General features: G+C 47.5%; 21 protein-coding genes. All 21 read right to left on the reverse strand.

Features of this window, described 5'->3' with window-relative positions; translation table 11 throughout:
* Window positions 1-110: 110 nt before the first annotated feature.
* Window positions 111-575, reverse strand: coding sequence for a hypothetical protein (locus tag J2T13_RS00695; RefSeq protein ID WP_429367376.1), 465 nt, complete (start codon window positions 573-575; stop codon window positions 111-113).
* A gap of 186 nt (window positions 576-761) precedes the next feature.
* Complete coding sequence (locus J2T13_RS00700) at window positions 762-1,163, reverse strand: phage tail assembly chaperone (protein ID WP_429367378.1); 402 nt, start codon at window positions 1,161-1,163, stop codon at window positions 762-764.
* Window positions 1,164-1,248: 85 nt separating this feature from the next.
* Window positions 1,249-1,692, reverse strand: a complete 444-nt coding sequence (locus J2T13_RS00705) for a phage tail tube protein (RefSeq protein ID WP_429367379.1) — start codon at window positions 1,690-1,692, stop codon at window positions 1,249-1,251.
* 13 nt (window positions 1,693-1,705) lie between these two features.
* Entirely contained in the window at window positions 1,706-2,752 is a 1,047-nt protein-coding gene (locus tag J2T13_RS00710) for a phage tail sheath subtilisin-like domain-containing protein (RefSeq protein WP_429367381.1), read from the reverse strand.
* A gap of 52 nt (window positions 2,753-2,804) precedes the next feature.
* Entirely contained in the window at window positions 2,805-3,227 is a 423-nt protein-coding gene (locus tag J2T13_RS00715) for a hypothetical protein (protein ID WP_429367383.1), read from the reverse strand.
* Window positions 3,228-3,662, reverse strand: coding sequence for a hypothetical protein (locus tag J2T13_RS00720; protein ID WP_429367385.1), 435 nt, complete (start codon window positions 3,660-3,662; stop codon window positions 3,228-3,230).
* Window positions 3,662-4,303, reverse strand: coding sequence for a hypothetical protein (locus J2T13_RS00725; RefSeq protein WP_429367387.1), 642 nt, complete (start codon window positions 4,301-4,303; stop codon window positions 3,662-3,664). Before J2T13_RS00725 ends, J2T13_RS00720 begins: the two co-directional genes overlap by 1 nt.
* Window positions 4,303-5,148 carry a hypothetical protein gene (locus J2T13_RS00730; RefSeq protein ID WP_429367389.1) on the reverse strand — a complete coding sequence of 282 codons (846 nt, stop codon included), beginning with the start codon at window positions 5,146-5,148 and terminating at the stop codon, window positions 4,303-4,305. Before J2T13_RS00730 ends, J2T13_RS00725 begins: the two co-directional genes overlap by 1 nt.
* The gene (locus J2T13_RS00735) at window positions 5,145-5,543 is read right to left on the reverse strand and encodes a hypothetical protein (RefSeq protein WP_429367391.1); all 399 of its coding nucleotides are present in this window, start codon (window positions 5,541-5,543) and stop codon (window positions 5,145-5,147) included. Before J2T13_RS00735 ends, J2T13_RS00730 begins: the two co-directional genes overlap by 4 nt.
* 209 nt (window positions 5,544-5,752) lie before the next feature.
* Window positions 5,753-6,772 carry a major capsid protein gene (locus J2T13_RS00740; protein ID WP_429367393.1) on the reverse strand — a complete coding sequence of 340 codons (1,020 nt, stop codon included), beginning with the start codon at window positions 6,770-6,772 and terminating at the stop codon, window positions 5,753-5,755.
* A 74-nt stretch (window positions 6,773-6,846) separates the two neighbouring features.
* Window positions 6,847-7,221 carry a hypothetical protein gene (locus tag J2T13_RS00745; protein ID WP_429367395.1) on the reverse strand — a complete coding sequence of 125 codons (375 nt, stop codon included), beginning with the start codon at window positions 7,219-7,221 and terminating at the stop codon, window positions 6,847-6,849.
* Window positions 7,222-7,249: 28 nt separating this feature from the next.
* Window positions 7,250-7,819 carry a hypothetical protein gene (locus tag J2T13_RS00750; RefSeq protein ID WP_429367397.1) on the reverse strand — a complete coding sequence of 190 codons (570 nt, stop codon included), beginning with the start codon at window positions 7,817-7,819 and terminating at the stop codon, window positions 7,250-7,252.
* 85 nt (window positions 7,820-7,904) lie between these two features.
* Window positions 7,905-9,425, reverse strand: a complete 1,521-nt coding sequence (locus J2T13_RS00755) for a phage portal protein (protein ID WP_429367399.1) — start codon at window positions 9,423-9,425, stop codon at window positions 7,905-7,907.
* A 20-nt stretch (window positions 9,426-9,445) separates the two neighbouring features.
* Window positions 9,446-11,026, reverse strand: a complete 1,581-nt coding sequence (terL, locus tag J2T13_RS00760; RefSeq protein WP_429367400.1) for a phage terminase large subunit — start codon at window positions 11,024-11,026, stop codon at window positions 9,446-9,448.
* Window positions 11,027-11,744: 718 nt separating this feature from the next.
* The gene (locus tag J2T13_RS00765) at window positions 11,745-12,137 is read right to left on the reverse strand and encodes a phBC6A51 family helix-turn-helix protein (RefSeq protein WP_429367402.1); all 393 of its coding nucleotides are present in this window, start codon (window positions 12,135-12,137) and stop codon (window positions 11,745-11,747) included.
* A 218-nt stretch (window positions 12,138-12,355) separates the two neighbouring features.
* The gene (locus tag J2T13_RS00770) at window positions 12,356-12,586 is read right to left on the reverse strand and encodes a hypothetical protein (protein ID WP_429367404.1); all 231 of its coding nucleotides are present in this window, start codon (window positions 12,584-12,586) and stop codon (window positions 12,356-12,358) included.
* Between the two features lie 18 nt (window positions 12,587-12,604).
* Window positions 12,605-12,781, reverse strand: a complete 177-nt coding sequence (locus tag J2T13_RS00775) for a BC1881 family protein (protein ID WP_429367406.1) — start codon at window positions 12,779-12,781, stop codon at window positions 12,605-12,607.
* Window positions 12,782-13,354: 573 nt separating this feature from the next.
* Window positions 13,355-14,236 carry a hypothetical protein gene (locus J2T13_RS00780; protein WP_429367408.1) on the reverse strand — a complete coding sequence of 294 codons (882 nt, stop codon included), beginning with the start codon at window positions 14,234-14,236 and terminating at the stop codon, window positions 13,355-13,357.
* Window positions 14,233-14,517 carry a hypothetical protein gene (locus J2T13_RS00785; RefSeq protein ID WP_429367409.1) on the reverse strand — a complete coding sequence of 95 codons (285 nt, stop codon included), beginning with the start codon at window positions 14,515-14,517 and terminating at the stop codon, window positions 14,233-14,235. Before J2T13_RS00785 ends, J2T13_RS00780 begins: the two co-directional genes overlap by 4 nt.
* A complete protein-coding gene (locus J2T13_RS00790; RefSeq protein ID WP_429367411.1) occupies window positions 14,514-14,690 on the reverse strand; it encodes a hypothetical protein in 177 nt (58 codons plus the stop codon). The genes J2T13_RS00785 and J2T13_RS00790 overlap by 4 nt, the downstream gene beginning before the upstream one ends.
* 142 nt (window positions 14,691-14,832) lie before the next feature.
* A complete protein-coding gene (locus J2T13_RS00795) occupies window positions 14,833-15,153 on the reverse strand; it encodes a hypothetical protein (protein WP_429367413.1) in 321 nt (106 codons plus the stop codon).
* Window positions 15,154-15,467: the final 314 nt, after the last annotated feature.

Raw genomic sequence — 15,467 nt, forward strand, 5'->3', positions numbered from 1 at the left:
TTTTCCTAGTCGTTACACCTTCCGTATATCCCTATACGGCTTGGCTCGGTATTAACATAGCGTTTCCGCCTTAGCCTTCACCGAATTCACATCGTTATTTTTTCCGCAGATTACGCCGCGGTGAAGCATCTTCCATACTTCGTACGTGCTCCCTCAAATAGCGCGAGGTTTGACATCCGTTTCATTTCGTCAGCGGTCGCGCCAGTTAGCGCCTCAATCGTTAGCATCTGCGCTTCGAAGTCCATCGCCTTTTTAACGGAGTCACCGAGGAAGTCCGTAGCCGCGCGTGTTACGTTGCCAATTCCGTTTATTACCGCGTTACCAATTCCGAAGCCAAGTCCGCCGGAAAACGCGCCTTTTAAACTTCCGAATAGCGACTTTGACTCTTTTAGCTTGTGGTTCATCTTTTCGGTATCATTTATAAAGCGCCCTTGCGAGTTACGAAGCCTTCCGGTAGAGTCGCGATATGATTCAGTTGCTTTACGGACTTGATCCGTCTGTTTCGCTATCTTTTCAAGTGTGCGAGAGGCTCCGTCATCTTTGATCCGGATTTTCCCTTGTAAGTCGAAGGACATTAGCTTTCCCCCTTTCTCGCGCTAACTCTTCGTCTTTAGCGCGTTTTATCTCCGGTTCCATTGCGATCAACATCGACGCGAACATAAAACACTGGTGGGATTTTTCTTTTGCATAAACTTCATCCGGCGGAATGTGGTGGCGTTGAAATATCTCGTGTAGTAGTCGCGGAACTCCGCCGGAATTTATTAGTTTTTTGCGTCCTCCACCATCTCTTCCTCGTCACCGAATCCGGACACGTTGAGTACCGCCTGCAACACCTTTCCGATTTCTCCGGGGAGCAGTGCCTTTGTAACGCATTCCACGTCATCAACCGCACCATAGTGTTGTATTAGCGCCTTATTACTAAACTCCGGCTCTACGCAGCCCTTAGCGATAAACAACGAATTCAATAACTCGTTATCGACCTTTTTCTCGCCCCTTGTGTTCGGTATCGTCGCGCGTTCGTTAATTCTGCGCATCTCATCGGACGTCAGCGCCTTTACCGTAAAGTGTGTCTTCAACCGCGGAATGTATACCGTTTCCTGCACATCGAGAGTCGCGCCGAGTAACGCTTCTAAACCCCTACCGCCTGTTTTTACCGTTGCCATATATAATCATCCTCCGTTATTTTCATAGTTAAAAAGCGAGACATCCCGAAGGACGCTCGCTGTAATCACGTTACTATCGCGTTAGTTATCCGCGAATGGAATCGAGTACTTCATATCCGCTAAACACGAATGTAAACTCCTGTTCAACGATCGATCCGACTTCGAAATTAACAACCGGAATGTTATCGAACGTAACGTTTTTCAAGCGTACGCGATACGTTCCGAGTGCTTCTGGATCCTCCAGTTTAACGATGAGCTCCGTTACAAACGGTGAGCTGATATCGTCTGTTACCTGCGCCATCTTCTCAATCCACTCCGACGTTACCATATAGCCACCGATCGACCCTGAGCCTTTCAGTGTAGTCGTTTTGTTACCTAACCACCGGGTGCCGGCGAGTTTAATCTCTTCCATACCGATCTCGATATTCGCTTCAACTTTCGTGGTATTCGTTAACCAATTGCCGTCGAGGTCGTACAAAAATCCGAAGTTACCGGAGATTACGTTTTTTGCGTCCATTGGACCTGCCATTATCTCACCGCCCTTATACGTTAATTGTCAAGAAGATTCGTTCGATGCTATCAACTTCCATATAGCTGACCGTCAAGTAAACGGAGTCGCCAGCGCTCACATATGCAGGATCAAGCGCTACGTAAGGACTCGTTAATACTCCGGCAACTTCCATCGTTTCGAGATACGCCTTGATTGCGACAATTAACGTTGCTTGTCCGTCAGCGTTGTTGTTTAATTTACCGATGTAGCTATCGTTCGCTGTGCGTGCGATATCCGTTGCAATCGCCTGACGTGCGCGAATAGACCGGATTTTCTTACCGGACGTTACGATGCCTTGCTCGACTACGACCTTTTCGCCATCATTGAAAAGTACGAGTGATCCCGCAAGCAACGCTACCTCAACCTGTGAATTAGTCATCCGCTTAGTCACGTCTTCGAGCGTTACGTTATGGCGCGTAATCGACTGATTAATAGCGGTACCTGCGATATCTCCCGCAATGTATGCCGCGTATTCAGACGAGTTATACGTCAACACTCCGATAACTCCGCCGCTTATTACGTTAACGATGTAGTCGTCATCGTTTAAGATAGAGCGCGTATCTCCGGTAGCTGGCGTTAAGTCCGTCGTATCGTCACCGCCGATAACTACTACAAAGTGCTTGCCCTCTGTACGATTGCGTGCTACCCATGTCTTCGTCGCGGCTTGTTCCGTAGCGCTATATTCGCCATCGTAGACAAATACGTTAAACGCGCGCGCTTCGAATGCCTCACGCATAGCGATATAGTCCGCGGCTAGTGGCGTTGTTGGCATCGTATACACGAGTACCTCTTTTGCTCCGCCTTGTAACGCGAGTAGTATCGATGAGATATTCGCGAGTCCAAATAAATCCACCGCTGCTTTCTCGGAATCGACCGTATAAAACGTTTCTTCCGTTGCTGTCACCGCGTATTTAAGTAACGGAATAGCTACAATTCCTCGTGCGCCTCCGCGTATTGCCGCTAGTGCGCGCTCTACGAAGTTAATGTAAATGCCGGGACGTGTCGGTAATGCCGTAGGGTCCCATTGTGGTGCTGCCATATGTCCGCCTCCTTCGTTATATAAAAAGAGCGCCCCATTTCGGAAGCGCCCGTTAAACTCTTCGTACATTTACGTTGTTAATTTTCGGATAAGCCGTCTGATCCCGCGCTTCTCGTATACTTGTGTCGAGTATTGCGATTATCGCGTATAGTCCGTTATCCGTTAGTGCCGGTTGTGATACGCTGTACGCATTAACGCGGATGTGTCCGATTAACTCGTCCTGATATACCGCGCGTCCTAATGCATCCATATCCGCGAGTACAGTATCCGGTCGAACCGTTACATGCACGATTTGATACACGCGATCCACACGGTAGTGATACCGCGTTTCCGTCGTTCTGTCCTCGTCAATCATGCGCACATAAAACGAGCCTGCCGCCGGTTGTAACGGTACAACTTGCTTACCGGTAATAGCCGTAGGGAACTGTGTTTTAATGAACGCTTCTATCGTAACCATATCGCTTATAACGCTCATTTACGTCAGCCCCTTTCGGCTTAACTCCGCCTGTATCGCGTCCTCAATTAGCGCAAACATCTTCGATTCTTTGTTACCCTTCGCCTGCGCTAGAAAATCGAGTACCGTTCCGGATTCGCGTGCTACCGCGCCTTTACCGCCAGCTACGTTATGCAGATAGTACGCGTAGTTAAATCCGCGATTAAATGCGTTAGCAACGACCGCACCGTTAATCTCGTTACCGCTTAATTTCGGCGTAGTATGTTCGATGCGTGCGCGTAGATTACCGCCACGGCGCCCTTTATAACGACCGATTGGCGCAAGATTCGTAGCTTCAAGTTGCCACAATTCGAGCGCGTCATCCATTCCGTTAATGGCGCCTTGACTAACTGCATCCGATGCATCTTCAAGTTTCCTCGCAAACTTACCGATATCAAACGTAAATTCTATCGACACTATACGTACACCTCCGTTATTAGCGGAGCACCATCGACTCTACGTTTAATTACGATGCGCACCGGTACACGTTCGACTATTACGCCGAGCTCGTTTTCGTAACGGACTTTATCGCGATAAGTAACATCGACTAAACCTTCGAGTACAATCCGTAACTGTACCGATGTTTCTTCGCCATATTGATTCGCGACTTTCTGCGCATCTTCGGACACAAACGCCGGATATATAACCGGTGGTAATTCCGCAGGTACACCCCATCCGTCGTCAACTCCGCTTTTGATTACGCTAATATACAAACCGTCCGTAACTGCGAGCATCGCGCGGCATTCGTATCGATTTAATCCGCCGAGTCCTCGTTCGTCCACGTCCGTTATGATATAGCGTAAGTTCTTGCGGATGACTCGGATAATTCCGGTAGCGTCCGTATTAGCATCGAAGGTAACCGTGTAATCGTTAGAGTCTAGCGTGTAGTCTCCGAGATTGCGCGCTATTCCCCCGGTCGGTGTCGGCGGTTCTTTCCATATCGCGTCAACCGTAAGTGTCCGTCCGTCTACGTATTCAACCGTAACCGGCTCGGTGCGATGCTGTTTAATCTCCGTTCGATTCGCGTGAATCCACGCTGCGTCTGCGTCTGTTAACATTACCGCACCTCCTCGGATAAGATGTATTGCGTATATGCGGTACAATTCGGATGTATCGAATAGATGTCGGTATCGGACGGAAGGAAAATACCCGCGCCTAGTCCGTGACGGTCTTCGGCTGCTTTCGCAACACACTTCGGACTATGATGCGCGCCTGGAACTAAGCGGAGCGCCTTAACGAATTTCGATTGTTCGGCTACGTATCCTATCGCGGTCCTATACGCTGTATTCGATTCCGTCAACGCGAGTCTCCGCGCTTTCCAATCCTCCGTGCTATACACGTTTTTAATATCGCGCACCATTGATGCCGTCGTGTCTCCGCGAATGATCCCTCGCCGAAGAACGTTACTCATTTCCGCGCGTTGATCTCCGGCAAATTGCCAGACGCGATCGGATAACTTAAGACCGTCGGGTCCCGTCTTTTCCGCAAGATATGTCGCGAGGTTACGTGTCGTCGGTTGCTTACCGGTTAGTCCACGTAATACGACGCTTTCCGCTATCTTCGCGGTTAGTATAAACTCAACCGATTGACTCAGCGTTGATTGTATCGCGTCAGTAGTACCGCTTAGTCCGCTTTCCGCAGCCTCGTCCATAACCGTTATCAGCGCAGATTCCGCCGTTGTGCGTATCGATTTTTCAACGTATTCCAAGTCACGAAGTAATGGGTTTAATCGCGCTTTACTAACGATATCGTTTTTAGTCGCGTACTCCTCTAATAAATCGATGACTTGTACCCGTGTCTTACCGACTTCGCCAACCACATATGCCTGCTGCTTAACCGTTAAGTCTAGATAATCCGCGTGTAACTTCGCTAATGCCTCGTTTAATTTGCGTTCATTATTCACGTGAAATCACGATCCAACCGCCGCATCACGTGAAACGTTGAGTACTGGCGCTTGTTGCGGTCTATTACATCCTTGTCGCGTACATAATCCGCAGTCAATGACGTGACCATTGCGAGGTATTGTTCGGACACTTTCGTCTTATCAACGGATTCTTCCGCGTCCGTGTACTTAAAATAATGCGCAGTCGAGAACGCAATAGCGCGCGCTCCCTGTATCTGCGCAAGTAATAAGACTAGCGGAGTTTCAACGTCCGGAACGGTATCCAGCGTAGTAGGCGAGTACCCGTAAATGTACGCCGCCTCGGTTAACCACGCAGTCAAGTCCGCATCCGTTACGCCTGGGACTCCGCTGAATCGCGCGGCAAGACGTTGTTCTAATTCGCGTAAACTCGCCACACTAACGCCTCCTTATTGCGCCGCTTTCGGTTTATTTGCAGATACTTTTGGCTTCTCCGCTTGCTTAACGACCTCTACAACTTTTGCGTAATCTATGCGTACCAGGTATTCGGCGGATACCGATTCCACGTCGATAACCGCTCCTTTACCTTGCCCGTCGATTACTGCGTCGAGGACTTCTACTCTAACGCGTGCTAATTGCGTCATTATTACGCAGTCACAACGTCAGCGTGGAAGAGTAATGAAGGTACGTTAACAATTGGGAATCCTGCAGCGGCTACGCGGATAACGGATTCGATAGGCTCGAATTTATCGTAAGCGCGGAGATCAATACCCGGTTGATAGTTGTTTTCCACCGTCGGGCCATATAGGAAGTTACCTACGCCTGCTGACGCAAATACTACGCGATTCTGCGGCATAAATTCGATTACTTCGTCATTACCGGTATAAATGTCTTTAACCGTTACCTTACGATTAACCACGACCTGAACCGGAGGCAGTCCGTAACCACCAAGTACACTATTCAATTCGTCAACGGATACACGAGTTCCACCACTATTCAACCCGCGTGCTTCCGTAACGATTGTTACGTTCTTAAGCAACAACGATTGTACCTCGCGTGATACGAGGATAACATCCGGCTGTTTGCCGTTGGACGCTTCATAGATGGCCGCCCACTCAAGCAGGTTTCCGATAACATCTACGGTTGTAACAGACCACATATTTGCGCCTGTTAACGCTACTTTGTGGTTCGCCGGGATACCGTAGTCAACTACGATTTTCACTCCGTTTTTGTTATACGTAAATGTACCCTTCGTGATTGCTTCCATCTTCGATACGTTAACGCGAAGTTGCAACGCTTTTACGAGATCAACGGCTTTAACGGTTAGTCGATCAACCATCGCGGATGATTCGGAGTCAGAACGCGCCTGATTCAACGCGAGTAATTCTTCTTCTGTCGCGATGTACTTAAGTCCCATCTTTGCAAGTTCGCCCATTTTAGAAGCTACCGCATCACGGTCAACAACCGGAGGCTCCGAGCCGTATCCGATCATAGCAGCGATGTGATTCGATTTCTTGATGATATCGTACGCAAATGTAGTTGAATAGATTTGGTCATCCGGCATAAATGCGTCTGCCAACGTAGGCACCGCTGATTCTACTGTTGCGTCGATCAATCCTCGTAGTGCGGGTTTCTTGAACTCTTCCAAATGTGTAATACCTGCCATTTATAAACACTCCTCTTATTTGTATAAGTTTTTTGGGTACAAAAAAGACGCCTCCATTCGAAGCGCCTACAGTATTAAATATGTTTTACGTAACGGATCAATGGAGCAGCCGTCTTAAATGCCGCCAGTGCCGCGTTCGTGGGAAGTTTGGCTTCATATACGGAACCGCGTACAATTACCTCACCGACTACTAAATCGTGGACACCATCGCTAATTGCATCGATATTCAAAATACCGAGACTATCGAATCCCGTAACTGTTGTAAACTTTTCATATTTGCCGGATGTGGTATTACGCGCGATTAATGTACCTACCTCGATCAAACCTGCAGCAAACTTCGTACCGTCTAGCGTGGCACCACCCTCGATAAATTGCAGGTGTTCCGATGCTAAAATATTCTTTCCGCCCTTAAATGCTGTTGTTGTAAATTTTGGTGTGTAAGCTGGCATTAACGTCATCTCCTCATAATTTTAATTATTAAATCTTTCCTTGTGCCTTCAAACGGTCGAATCGCGCCTTAACTTTTGCTTCAGGCCCTTGCGGTACTGGATCGTTCTTTCTTCCGTTACCTGGATTCGGATCAACTCCGCTGGCCTTCGGCGGTATATCCGCTTTGATCTCGTCAATCGACGCTTGCAACGCTTCTTCATCGTCACCGCTTACGAATTTACCAACACGCGTAATTTGATCCGCAGCATATCCGGCTTTAACGAGTAATTGCGTTTTCAATGCATTGATCTGCGCAGTTTTCGCTTCCCCTTGAACACGGACGAGTTCCGCTTGCGACGTTTCATAAAGCGCCTTGTATTCCTCGTTTTGTTCGCGTTGGAGGCGTTGTGCTTCCGTTTCTGCAGCGGTCTTCTCTGCGTCAAACTTCGCTTGTTGCCTCGCTAACCTATCCGCAATGACTCGATTCATCTCCACTTGCTGTTCCGCAGTAAATTCCGTTTTAACTGGCGGAGTTGCTGGCGTAGTTTCTTCGTCATCCTCCGCGAATAGTTGTAGATTAAGCGGATAGCGAGTCTTTCGTGCGATTACGTTCTTCATGCGTGTTACCTCCGTTTTAAAGTCGCGTCGACTATTTGTGTTAGTCCCGCGCCTTTTAGCGTCGTAAGCGTATTGGACGTGCGGTCTATTCCGCAGTTTTATAAGGGTCAGTTTCGGTTCTTCGTTTCGCTACCTCTACGCTGATTTCCGCCTGTTTAGCGGCTACATTCTCGACGCCTAAACGTTGCATAGCGCCAACAATTGACTCGAAGCCTGCGCCAGTTTCTAGCGTTAATAATTCGACTAGAGTTGCGCGATTATCCGGTAAAGGTAAGACGAATTTAATTTCGTTTGTGTAATCGGTAATGCCGCGAACAACCGCCTTATCATACGCAAACTTCGTACGATCGGCACGCGCTTGTAGATACCTGATTGACTTCTCGTGTAGCTCCGTTAACTTGTCGTCCCATTCGAGCCAGTGTTCCTCGGTTTCTTGAATGATCGCTTGGAATAATACGTGTAGCGTATCACCGTTCAATCCACCGAAGTTTAATTCTTGCGGCACGATATTCGGTAGCGACGTTACTTCGTGTAGCGCACCTTTTAAGCGGCTATACTGCGCATCAAATGCCGCTGACCAACCGAATCCGCCTTCTACGCGTTTAACGTCCGGCTTCGCTTCGCCTTGTAAATTGGAGTTAACGATTTCCAATATCGCGCCGGGCGCAATCTGTACTTTTTCCGCTGTTCCTGCAGGTACGTTAATTAGCGCAGTCATCGCAAACATTTCGAATTTCAACGCGTCCAGTGCGTCCTCGTTCGATGAGTTAATAACATCCGTAATCGTCCGCATAGCTTCGATCTCGCTTACGTCCATTTCTTCGCCGCTTAGTCCGGGAACGGAGATAACGACTAGCGGTAGAAAATCGAGTCCCATCGGTGCGCGTGCGGTAATCGTCCGGTATAAGTCGAGCGTTTCCGTATATTCCGCGTCTTCGTAGTAACATTCGTAATCACCGTTATCTCGCGTTTCAAGTGTGAACGATTCCTTGCGGATTAGTGTGCGTTGTGCTCCGTCGATGCTACGTTCGACCGTAGATACAAAATGACCTCCGATTAATTGCGTCATATCATCGTCTGCATAAACCGGCACGAACTCCGCATCGGATCGCCATATCCACCGCAGCTTACCGGTCGTAGCGTCAAATACGATCTTACATACAACGCGGCGTGCAATTAAGTAGTCTCGCGCGGATTTAACTAGCGCGGTGCGCATCCGATTCTCGCGCCATAACTGATAGAGTAGCGCTTCGTATCCGTCCGCTGTTTTGATAACGTCGGCTGGCGCGTCTTTCATGACCGGTACGTTAATCCCGTGCTTACCGCTCATTAACCAGCGCGCTTTTTTATCTACGAAGGACTTAAACATGTTAACGTCGAGTCGCGTGGGATCGTAGTCGAGTCCGTTAGGTCGCGGCATGTCACGTCCGCTTACGAGTTGCCCCGTGTCCGGACTAACGTGCTGTTTACCCGCGTAGTATTCGTAGTCGCGTAACTGGCGGTTCATGCGTTGCCAAGTCTGCGCGCCTAACGCCTGCTGCAGCGGTGAAAATATTAAGCGGTCGAGTTCGTCCGCGGAAATAGTTGTGTATGGTATAAGTTGCATAGCGTCCTCCCTTCGTGTGATTAGCGCATCTTACGCGCGATTGTTCGTACGGATACCTTAGTTCCGGATAGCGCGGATACTGACATTTCTAAGCTATCCGGCAAATCGTCGTGTGTGCCTGTTCCGTATTGTTCGAATTGTTCCAGTAATAGAGAATGCTTTCGACTAAACCGTATCGTTCCGTTTTCGATCGCCGGTGACATCGCTTCTATACGCAGCTCCTTACGGCTTCGGTGATATACCTTTTTAACACGTGTTTCCGCAGGGTACCCGACTTTAACGAGCGCCTTTTTCAACTCATCTACGATAAATTCCTGCGCTGCAACTGCTTCCGCGGCAATAATGGTTGGTTGATACTTAATCACTTTTTGTACAATTATTTGAATTAGCATGTCCGGCTTAATACGCTCTCCGTATGAATCCACAACGTAAATAATTCCGCTTTGCTTATGTTTCGCGGTTGTAGTAATCGCGGAATAATCTCCACGCTGTTTACCCATCGCCGGATCGATTCCCATAGAGACTTCGTAGTCGTCCGTTAGATATGCAATATCCGCGTCCCAATACGTAAATAGTTCAGGATTGAATACCATGTTTTCCTCATCCACCGGATTGTTCATGTACTCCGTGTTAAACGCCTTACTTCCGTTATCCCATTTCCACGTAAACAACTTCCATATCGGCTGTACGTCCGGCCATAATACGACTGCGCCTTCGTCCATCTCCGCTTGGTTACCTTCGTAGAATGCCTTCGCATCCTCCGCGCGTAATTCATTTTCGCGATCCACGTAGATTAATCGGCATTGTTCCCATAATTCCATACGCGTAGGCCATTCGATAACCGCACGAAATAGCCGCGTCTTGAAATCCGACCGGCTTTCCATAACGTAGCGTAAAAGTGAATCGTGATGGACCATCGTTCCCATATATACTAACGCGGTCTTCTTACCGGCCGGATCACCGAGCGGTACGACAACCTGCGTAAACCAGTCGCGCATTTCCGACCGCAGTAAGTCCGTATTTGTATTCTTTTTACCTTCGAGATCATCGCATATAATCAGATCCGGACGAACACCGTTCCAGTTACGTCCACGTAGCGCCTGGCCGGTCGATGCCGCTTCTACTCGCGCTAGTAACCGTTGGCTACCGTCTTCGCGCGGTTCCCATGCGATAAACTCCGACGAGTTATCCTTCGGATTCTCCTGCTGCTTAACGGATAATAGCGGTCCGAAGTCCGCGCGTAACTTAGCGTTAGATTTCAACTGTAGCGATAACCACTCCATATTTCCCGTTGATACTTGCGGAGTTTCCGATATGATAATCGCGTATTTACGTTTACGGAATACAATCTCGCGTATCGGATTACCCTTCGATAGAAACGATGATTTGGCGTGAGAACGCGGCGCTGCTACGGATACCTTCGCGTTAGTATGTACCGCTGATACATCGTCCATAATCGCGCAAATCTCACGGTGAAACTCCGGCGCGTTTCCGATAGTTACCGGAATCCAGTTACCGTCGTTATCCGCGTTATAGTGATCTCCGAAGTATTCGTAACAAAAGTATAGTAAATCGTTCTCGGCGCGATGTATCCGTTCCAAGCGTTCGAGTTCCGTTGCTGTCTCGAATAACTCGCGTTGGATATCGTCGGGATAGGCGATAATGTCCGCGAGGTCAACCGTGTCTATTACGCTTCTTAATTGCGCGATTAATCCGGCGCGCTCCGGACGTTTTAACCACTTACCGTTGACCCATGCGATAGTTACCGCCTCCCTTCCATATAATTACGTGAGATTACCGTTGATTTAGCCGTTTGCGTTGCGTAAGCGAGTATTCGTAACCTGCGTAATGTAATCGCGTATTTCATGGCGTTTATTAGGCGCAAAAATAGAAGCGTCACAATTGTGTGTGCTCTTCGTTGTGTCTCCGTAAAAGTCAAACGTTAATTTTGATACGCGGATTTGTCCGGCGTCAGATTTAAGAGTGTCACCGGAGGGTACCCCGCCCCCTTCGCACGTTACCGCGGTAAAGCGATGTACATATACACAAAATGCTGATTTTGTTCATATGTGCGAGTATCAACAATGGCGCAACCACGCGGTTTCCCACGCTTCCACTTACGCACACTGTCCGATACCTACGTTAATCCACGTATATACACCGTTTATGCATCGGATATACACGTAATTATGTGTTATTTAGCGCGTTGAAGCGTGAAAAGTTTCGGAGGGTCACGCGTCAGAAACGCTGAGCAGGTTATTACGCGGTAAATACGAAAGCACCCGAACTCCCTTACGCGTGTTCCTTCATTATATAGCGTTATAATCCGCTTGGTTCGGATGGACCGACTTGCAACGCTTTGATACGGTCCCGTAGCGCATTCACATCGGTAGTCTCCGTCACATTCGTATCTAACGCGACTCTATCCGTTAGCATATCGTTCATCTGCAGTACTAACTTCGCCGCTGCTGCGTTACCTTCTTTTATAGCTACATCCGTTAGTGATGCGATCATCTCCGGTAGCCTCGTACTATTATTACGTACCATAGCGCGCTTCAACTCGACATCGAACGCTCTATCCTTACGCCAATTCTCGATAGTACGCGCTGTTACTCCGCATATTGCCGCTACCTCTTCGTATGTCTTTCCGCCTTTATTCGGTACCGATAACCATTCGATAGCTACGTATTGTTCCGCCTTTAATTGCGCCATATTAGCGCCTCCTTTCGTTACCCTTACGTTTATACTCCGTTACTCATACAACGCCTACAGTGCGCGTATTCTACGTGTTTATCCTGCGCCTAGCTTCGTACGTGTTCCGCTGTTTACTAACGCTACCCTTCGGACTATGCAACGCAATAGTACACGTGATAATCAGTGTTGTTATCATACGTTTGATTACGCCCATTAATGTTAACCTCCGTTTCACATTACGCAATTAACCCTACGTATACTGCGTCCTTATGCGCTACCTTCCGTAATACATCCGGTACCCACGTAGCGCCTACGCGTTCTACGAAGTTACATATAATAACGTTAGGATGCATAGTTATATCGAGTGTGTCTCCGTATGCTACAACGCTTATGTTATCCGCGATTATATACTTGCGTAGATCCTCCGCTATTTCCTTCGATTGGGCTACGTATAGGATTACGTACATTATCGTGTACCTCCGTATCTAATCGATGTTAATAAGTACCGTTGCAGGTCCGTAATGTCCAACGTCCTCTCCGTCACTATTCGCAATAAAAACGTAATCCTCCGGTCCGTACACGTAATACTTGACGCCTTCTCTACGTGATAATTCGGCACTTAATTCATGCGTTGATACTTGCGTTAGATTAACGTTACTCATTCGATAACCTCCGTTTATATACTTCAAGTACCTGCGCAAATGTTTCGCCAACAGTAGCGCTGAACATACGTTTAATATCCGTTAATTGACCGATGCAGTTAATCATACGTATACCTCCGTTTGTATAACGTTAGTTCCCGTGGATTGTTGACAATCATCGCGAACCTAAGAGCCTGCCGCGTCACTGTCGTTCCTTGCCCTCTCCGCGTAAAGAAAGGGCGACGCGTCGAGATGTATTATTTAATACTATTTACTCGCGTAGATTTAAAACCACGCAATAGAATTGTAGTTTTACCATGCGTCGGATACGTCCCGGTCTTGGACGGATTCGAATCTTCGCGGAGTGTTCTTCTCCGTAATCACTAAGTGCTGTTAACAAGCGCAGTCCCAACGCTAGGCATACGTTAGGAAATACGCTTGTTACGGCACAAACGCGACTCCGCTATTCTATAAGATAAGAGAAGCTCGGAGCTAAAAACGGCTGTAACCCACGTCGCTCTAAGGCTGAGGTCACTTTTGAACTATGCAGTATTTGCAACAAAACAGGGCTAAGAATGCAGTATTTGCAACAACCTAATATGGAAGTTCCTCGTCGCTCCCGTCAAACGCCGATTCCGCCAGTCGTTTATTCTGCGTAAATTCATAACGTACGCTTTCCGTATACTCATCTTCCGTATATGACTTGCGGAACATTACGTCAGGGTTCATTTTTATTACAATAACTCCGTATGATTCCGATCTCATAATAAATCCGTTTAGGCTTAGCTCGCGCATACTCCGACTGATTGTAGATCGTTCCTCGCCGAGTATCCGCGCTAAGTCCGATTGAACCATGTGATTCAACGCGTCAAAATCGTCGCCGTCCGGATTGTGACAAAGATAAAGGCGCTCATAGTGTATATACGGAATCATGCAGTACAGCAAACCCGCAGCTTGTACCGATAAGTTTTTAACGTCCGATCTCGTTTTAGTTTGGTATACCTTCGTATATCGACCGCCACTAAGCGATTTACCTATCGAATGATACTCCGCGCCAATCTCATATACTTTGCGCCTACCTTCGCGACTCTCCGTAAGTACTCCGCATGATGTTAACGTGCTAATTAACGTAGCCGTCCATCGCGTAGCCTTTCCGATTGCTTTCGATATCTCAGCGGAACCCATACGTTTACCTTCGTAATATAACTTTCCGGATTTATCTAGTCGCATATACGGCAATAGCTTCATAACTGCGCCGAGTTCATTAAGCGCTAATAGTGCGGATAATTTACGTACTGGTTCGTGATATGATGCTACGTAATGCCGTGGATCCTTATTAATCGCGTCCTGGCGCTGTGCGTATTCGCGTTTACGTGCGATGTTCTCTTCGGATTCGGTGCGGTATCCATCGACAGGAACCGCCTGCATCCAACGTTCTATATCGGTATCGAAATACGTATATATATCAGTTGTCATTCGCTCACCTCCAACAAACCAATAAGCGCCTCGTCTATCGAATCCTCATCTATAAGTAATAACTGATACGCTTCATGTCCGTCTAAGAGATCGTCATAGAATGCGCGTATTATATTAAACTGCCTATGATTAGAGCCGCTTATATATTCGAGTGCAACCATTTCCGTATTATATATTTCCTCGCGTAGATCAACGCCAAATTCACGCTGTTTTCTATCGAGTGACTTCGAAATTAAGAGCGAGTGTGTGACGCTATCCTCCGTATGTGTCCATTCGCTCACTCAACCACCGCCAATTGCGCAGCTTCTAACTCACGGAGCGCCTGCGTAGCTTTCTTCGCTTCTCTTTGTAGCGCTTTGAGTCCGGTAATAGTCTCCGTAATGTCTACGTACAATTCTCCGAATGTTGCTGGCGTCGACATACTTACGCTTAGTACACGTTTAGATTCCGTCATATATAACGTCCCCTTTCGAATGTAAGGCGTATGAAGACAACACAAAAACGCCACCTTATCGCGTTGATATCGCGTAAGATAGCGTTTATTTACTTCCTCAAAACCCGTAGCCGACTGAGCCTACAAACTATGGGTGTAGGCGTTATTTATTCATAAATGAGTCTAAAAAATAATCATTATCCTGTAAATAGTCTTTGTCATATCCTTCAGCTTTCTTTTCCGCTTTAGCCTTTAAAATCTTATTTAATCTTTCTACTCCAAATCTATCATTTCGACCGTATAGATCGTCTTTGGTCACTAAGAATATAATGTTCTCACTATGAAAAACAGGTAAATCAAAGACCTCCGTCCACGCTGTGTTGTCCTCAAAATCTACATAAATAGCGGCTTTTCCTTGGTACGCGTTAAACTGGGTCCTAGCCTCCTCTAACCCTTTAAATAATTCCTCTTTAGTCTTCGTCATTTTAATTACCTCCATTTTTGTTTGTTTCTTATGTCCTAAATATACCATGACTCGCTAAACGTGTCAACAACTATTTGCAAATAGTTTCATCGTATGTTTTTCCTCAACCAAACGTCGAAACTGGCGCTATCTAATGGAGTGTGTTCGCGTACATTATGCGCCTGCTCCCACTCGCGTATCTTTCCGGTAATCCACGCGATATACTCGTAGCTGCGTAAGTTCGATCCTTCCGTAAGACTGCGCGCCTCGACGTAGGCACGCGCTCGACTATGCATATTAGCGGTGTTTTCCTGCGTAAGTATCATCGGCACACC

The sequence above is a fragment of the Paenibacillus sp. DS2015 genome (assembly GCF_050433705.1).
In the GTDB taxonomy this organism is placed as follows: domain Bacteria; phylum Bacillota; class Bacilli; order Paenibacillales; family Paenibacillaceae; genus Paenibacillus_AQ.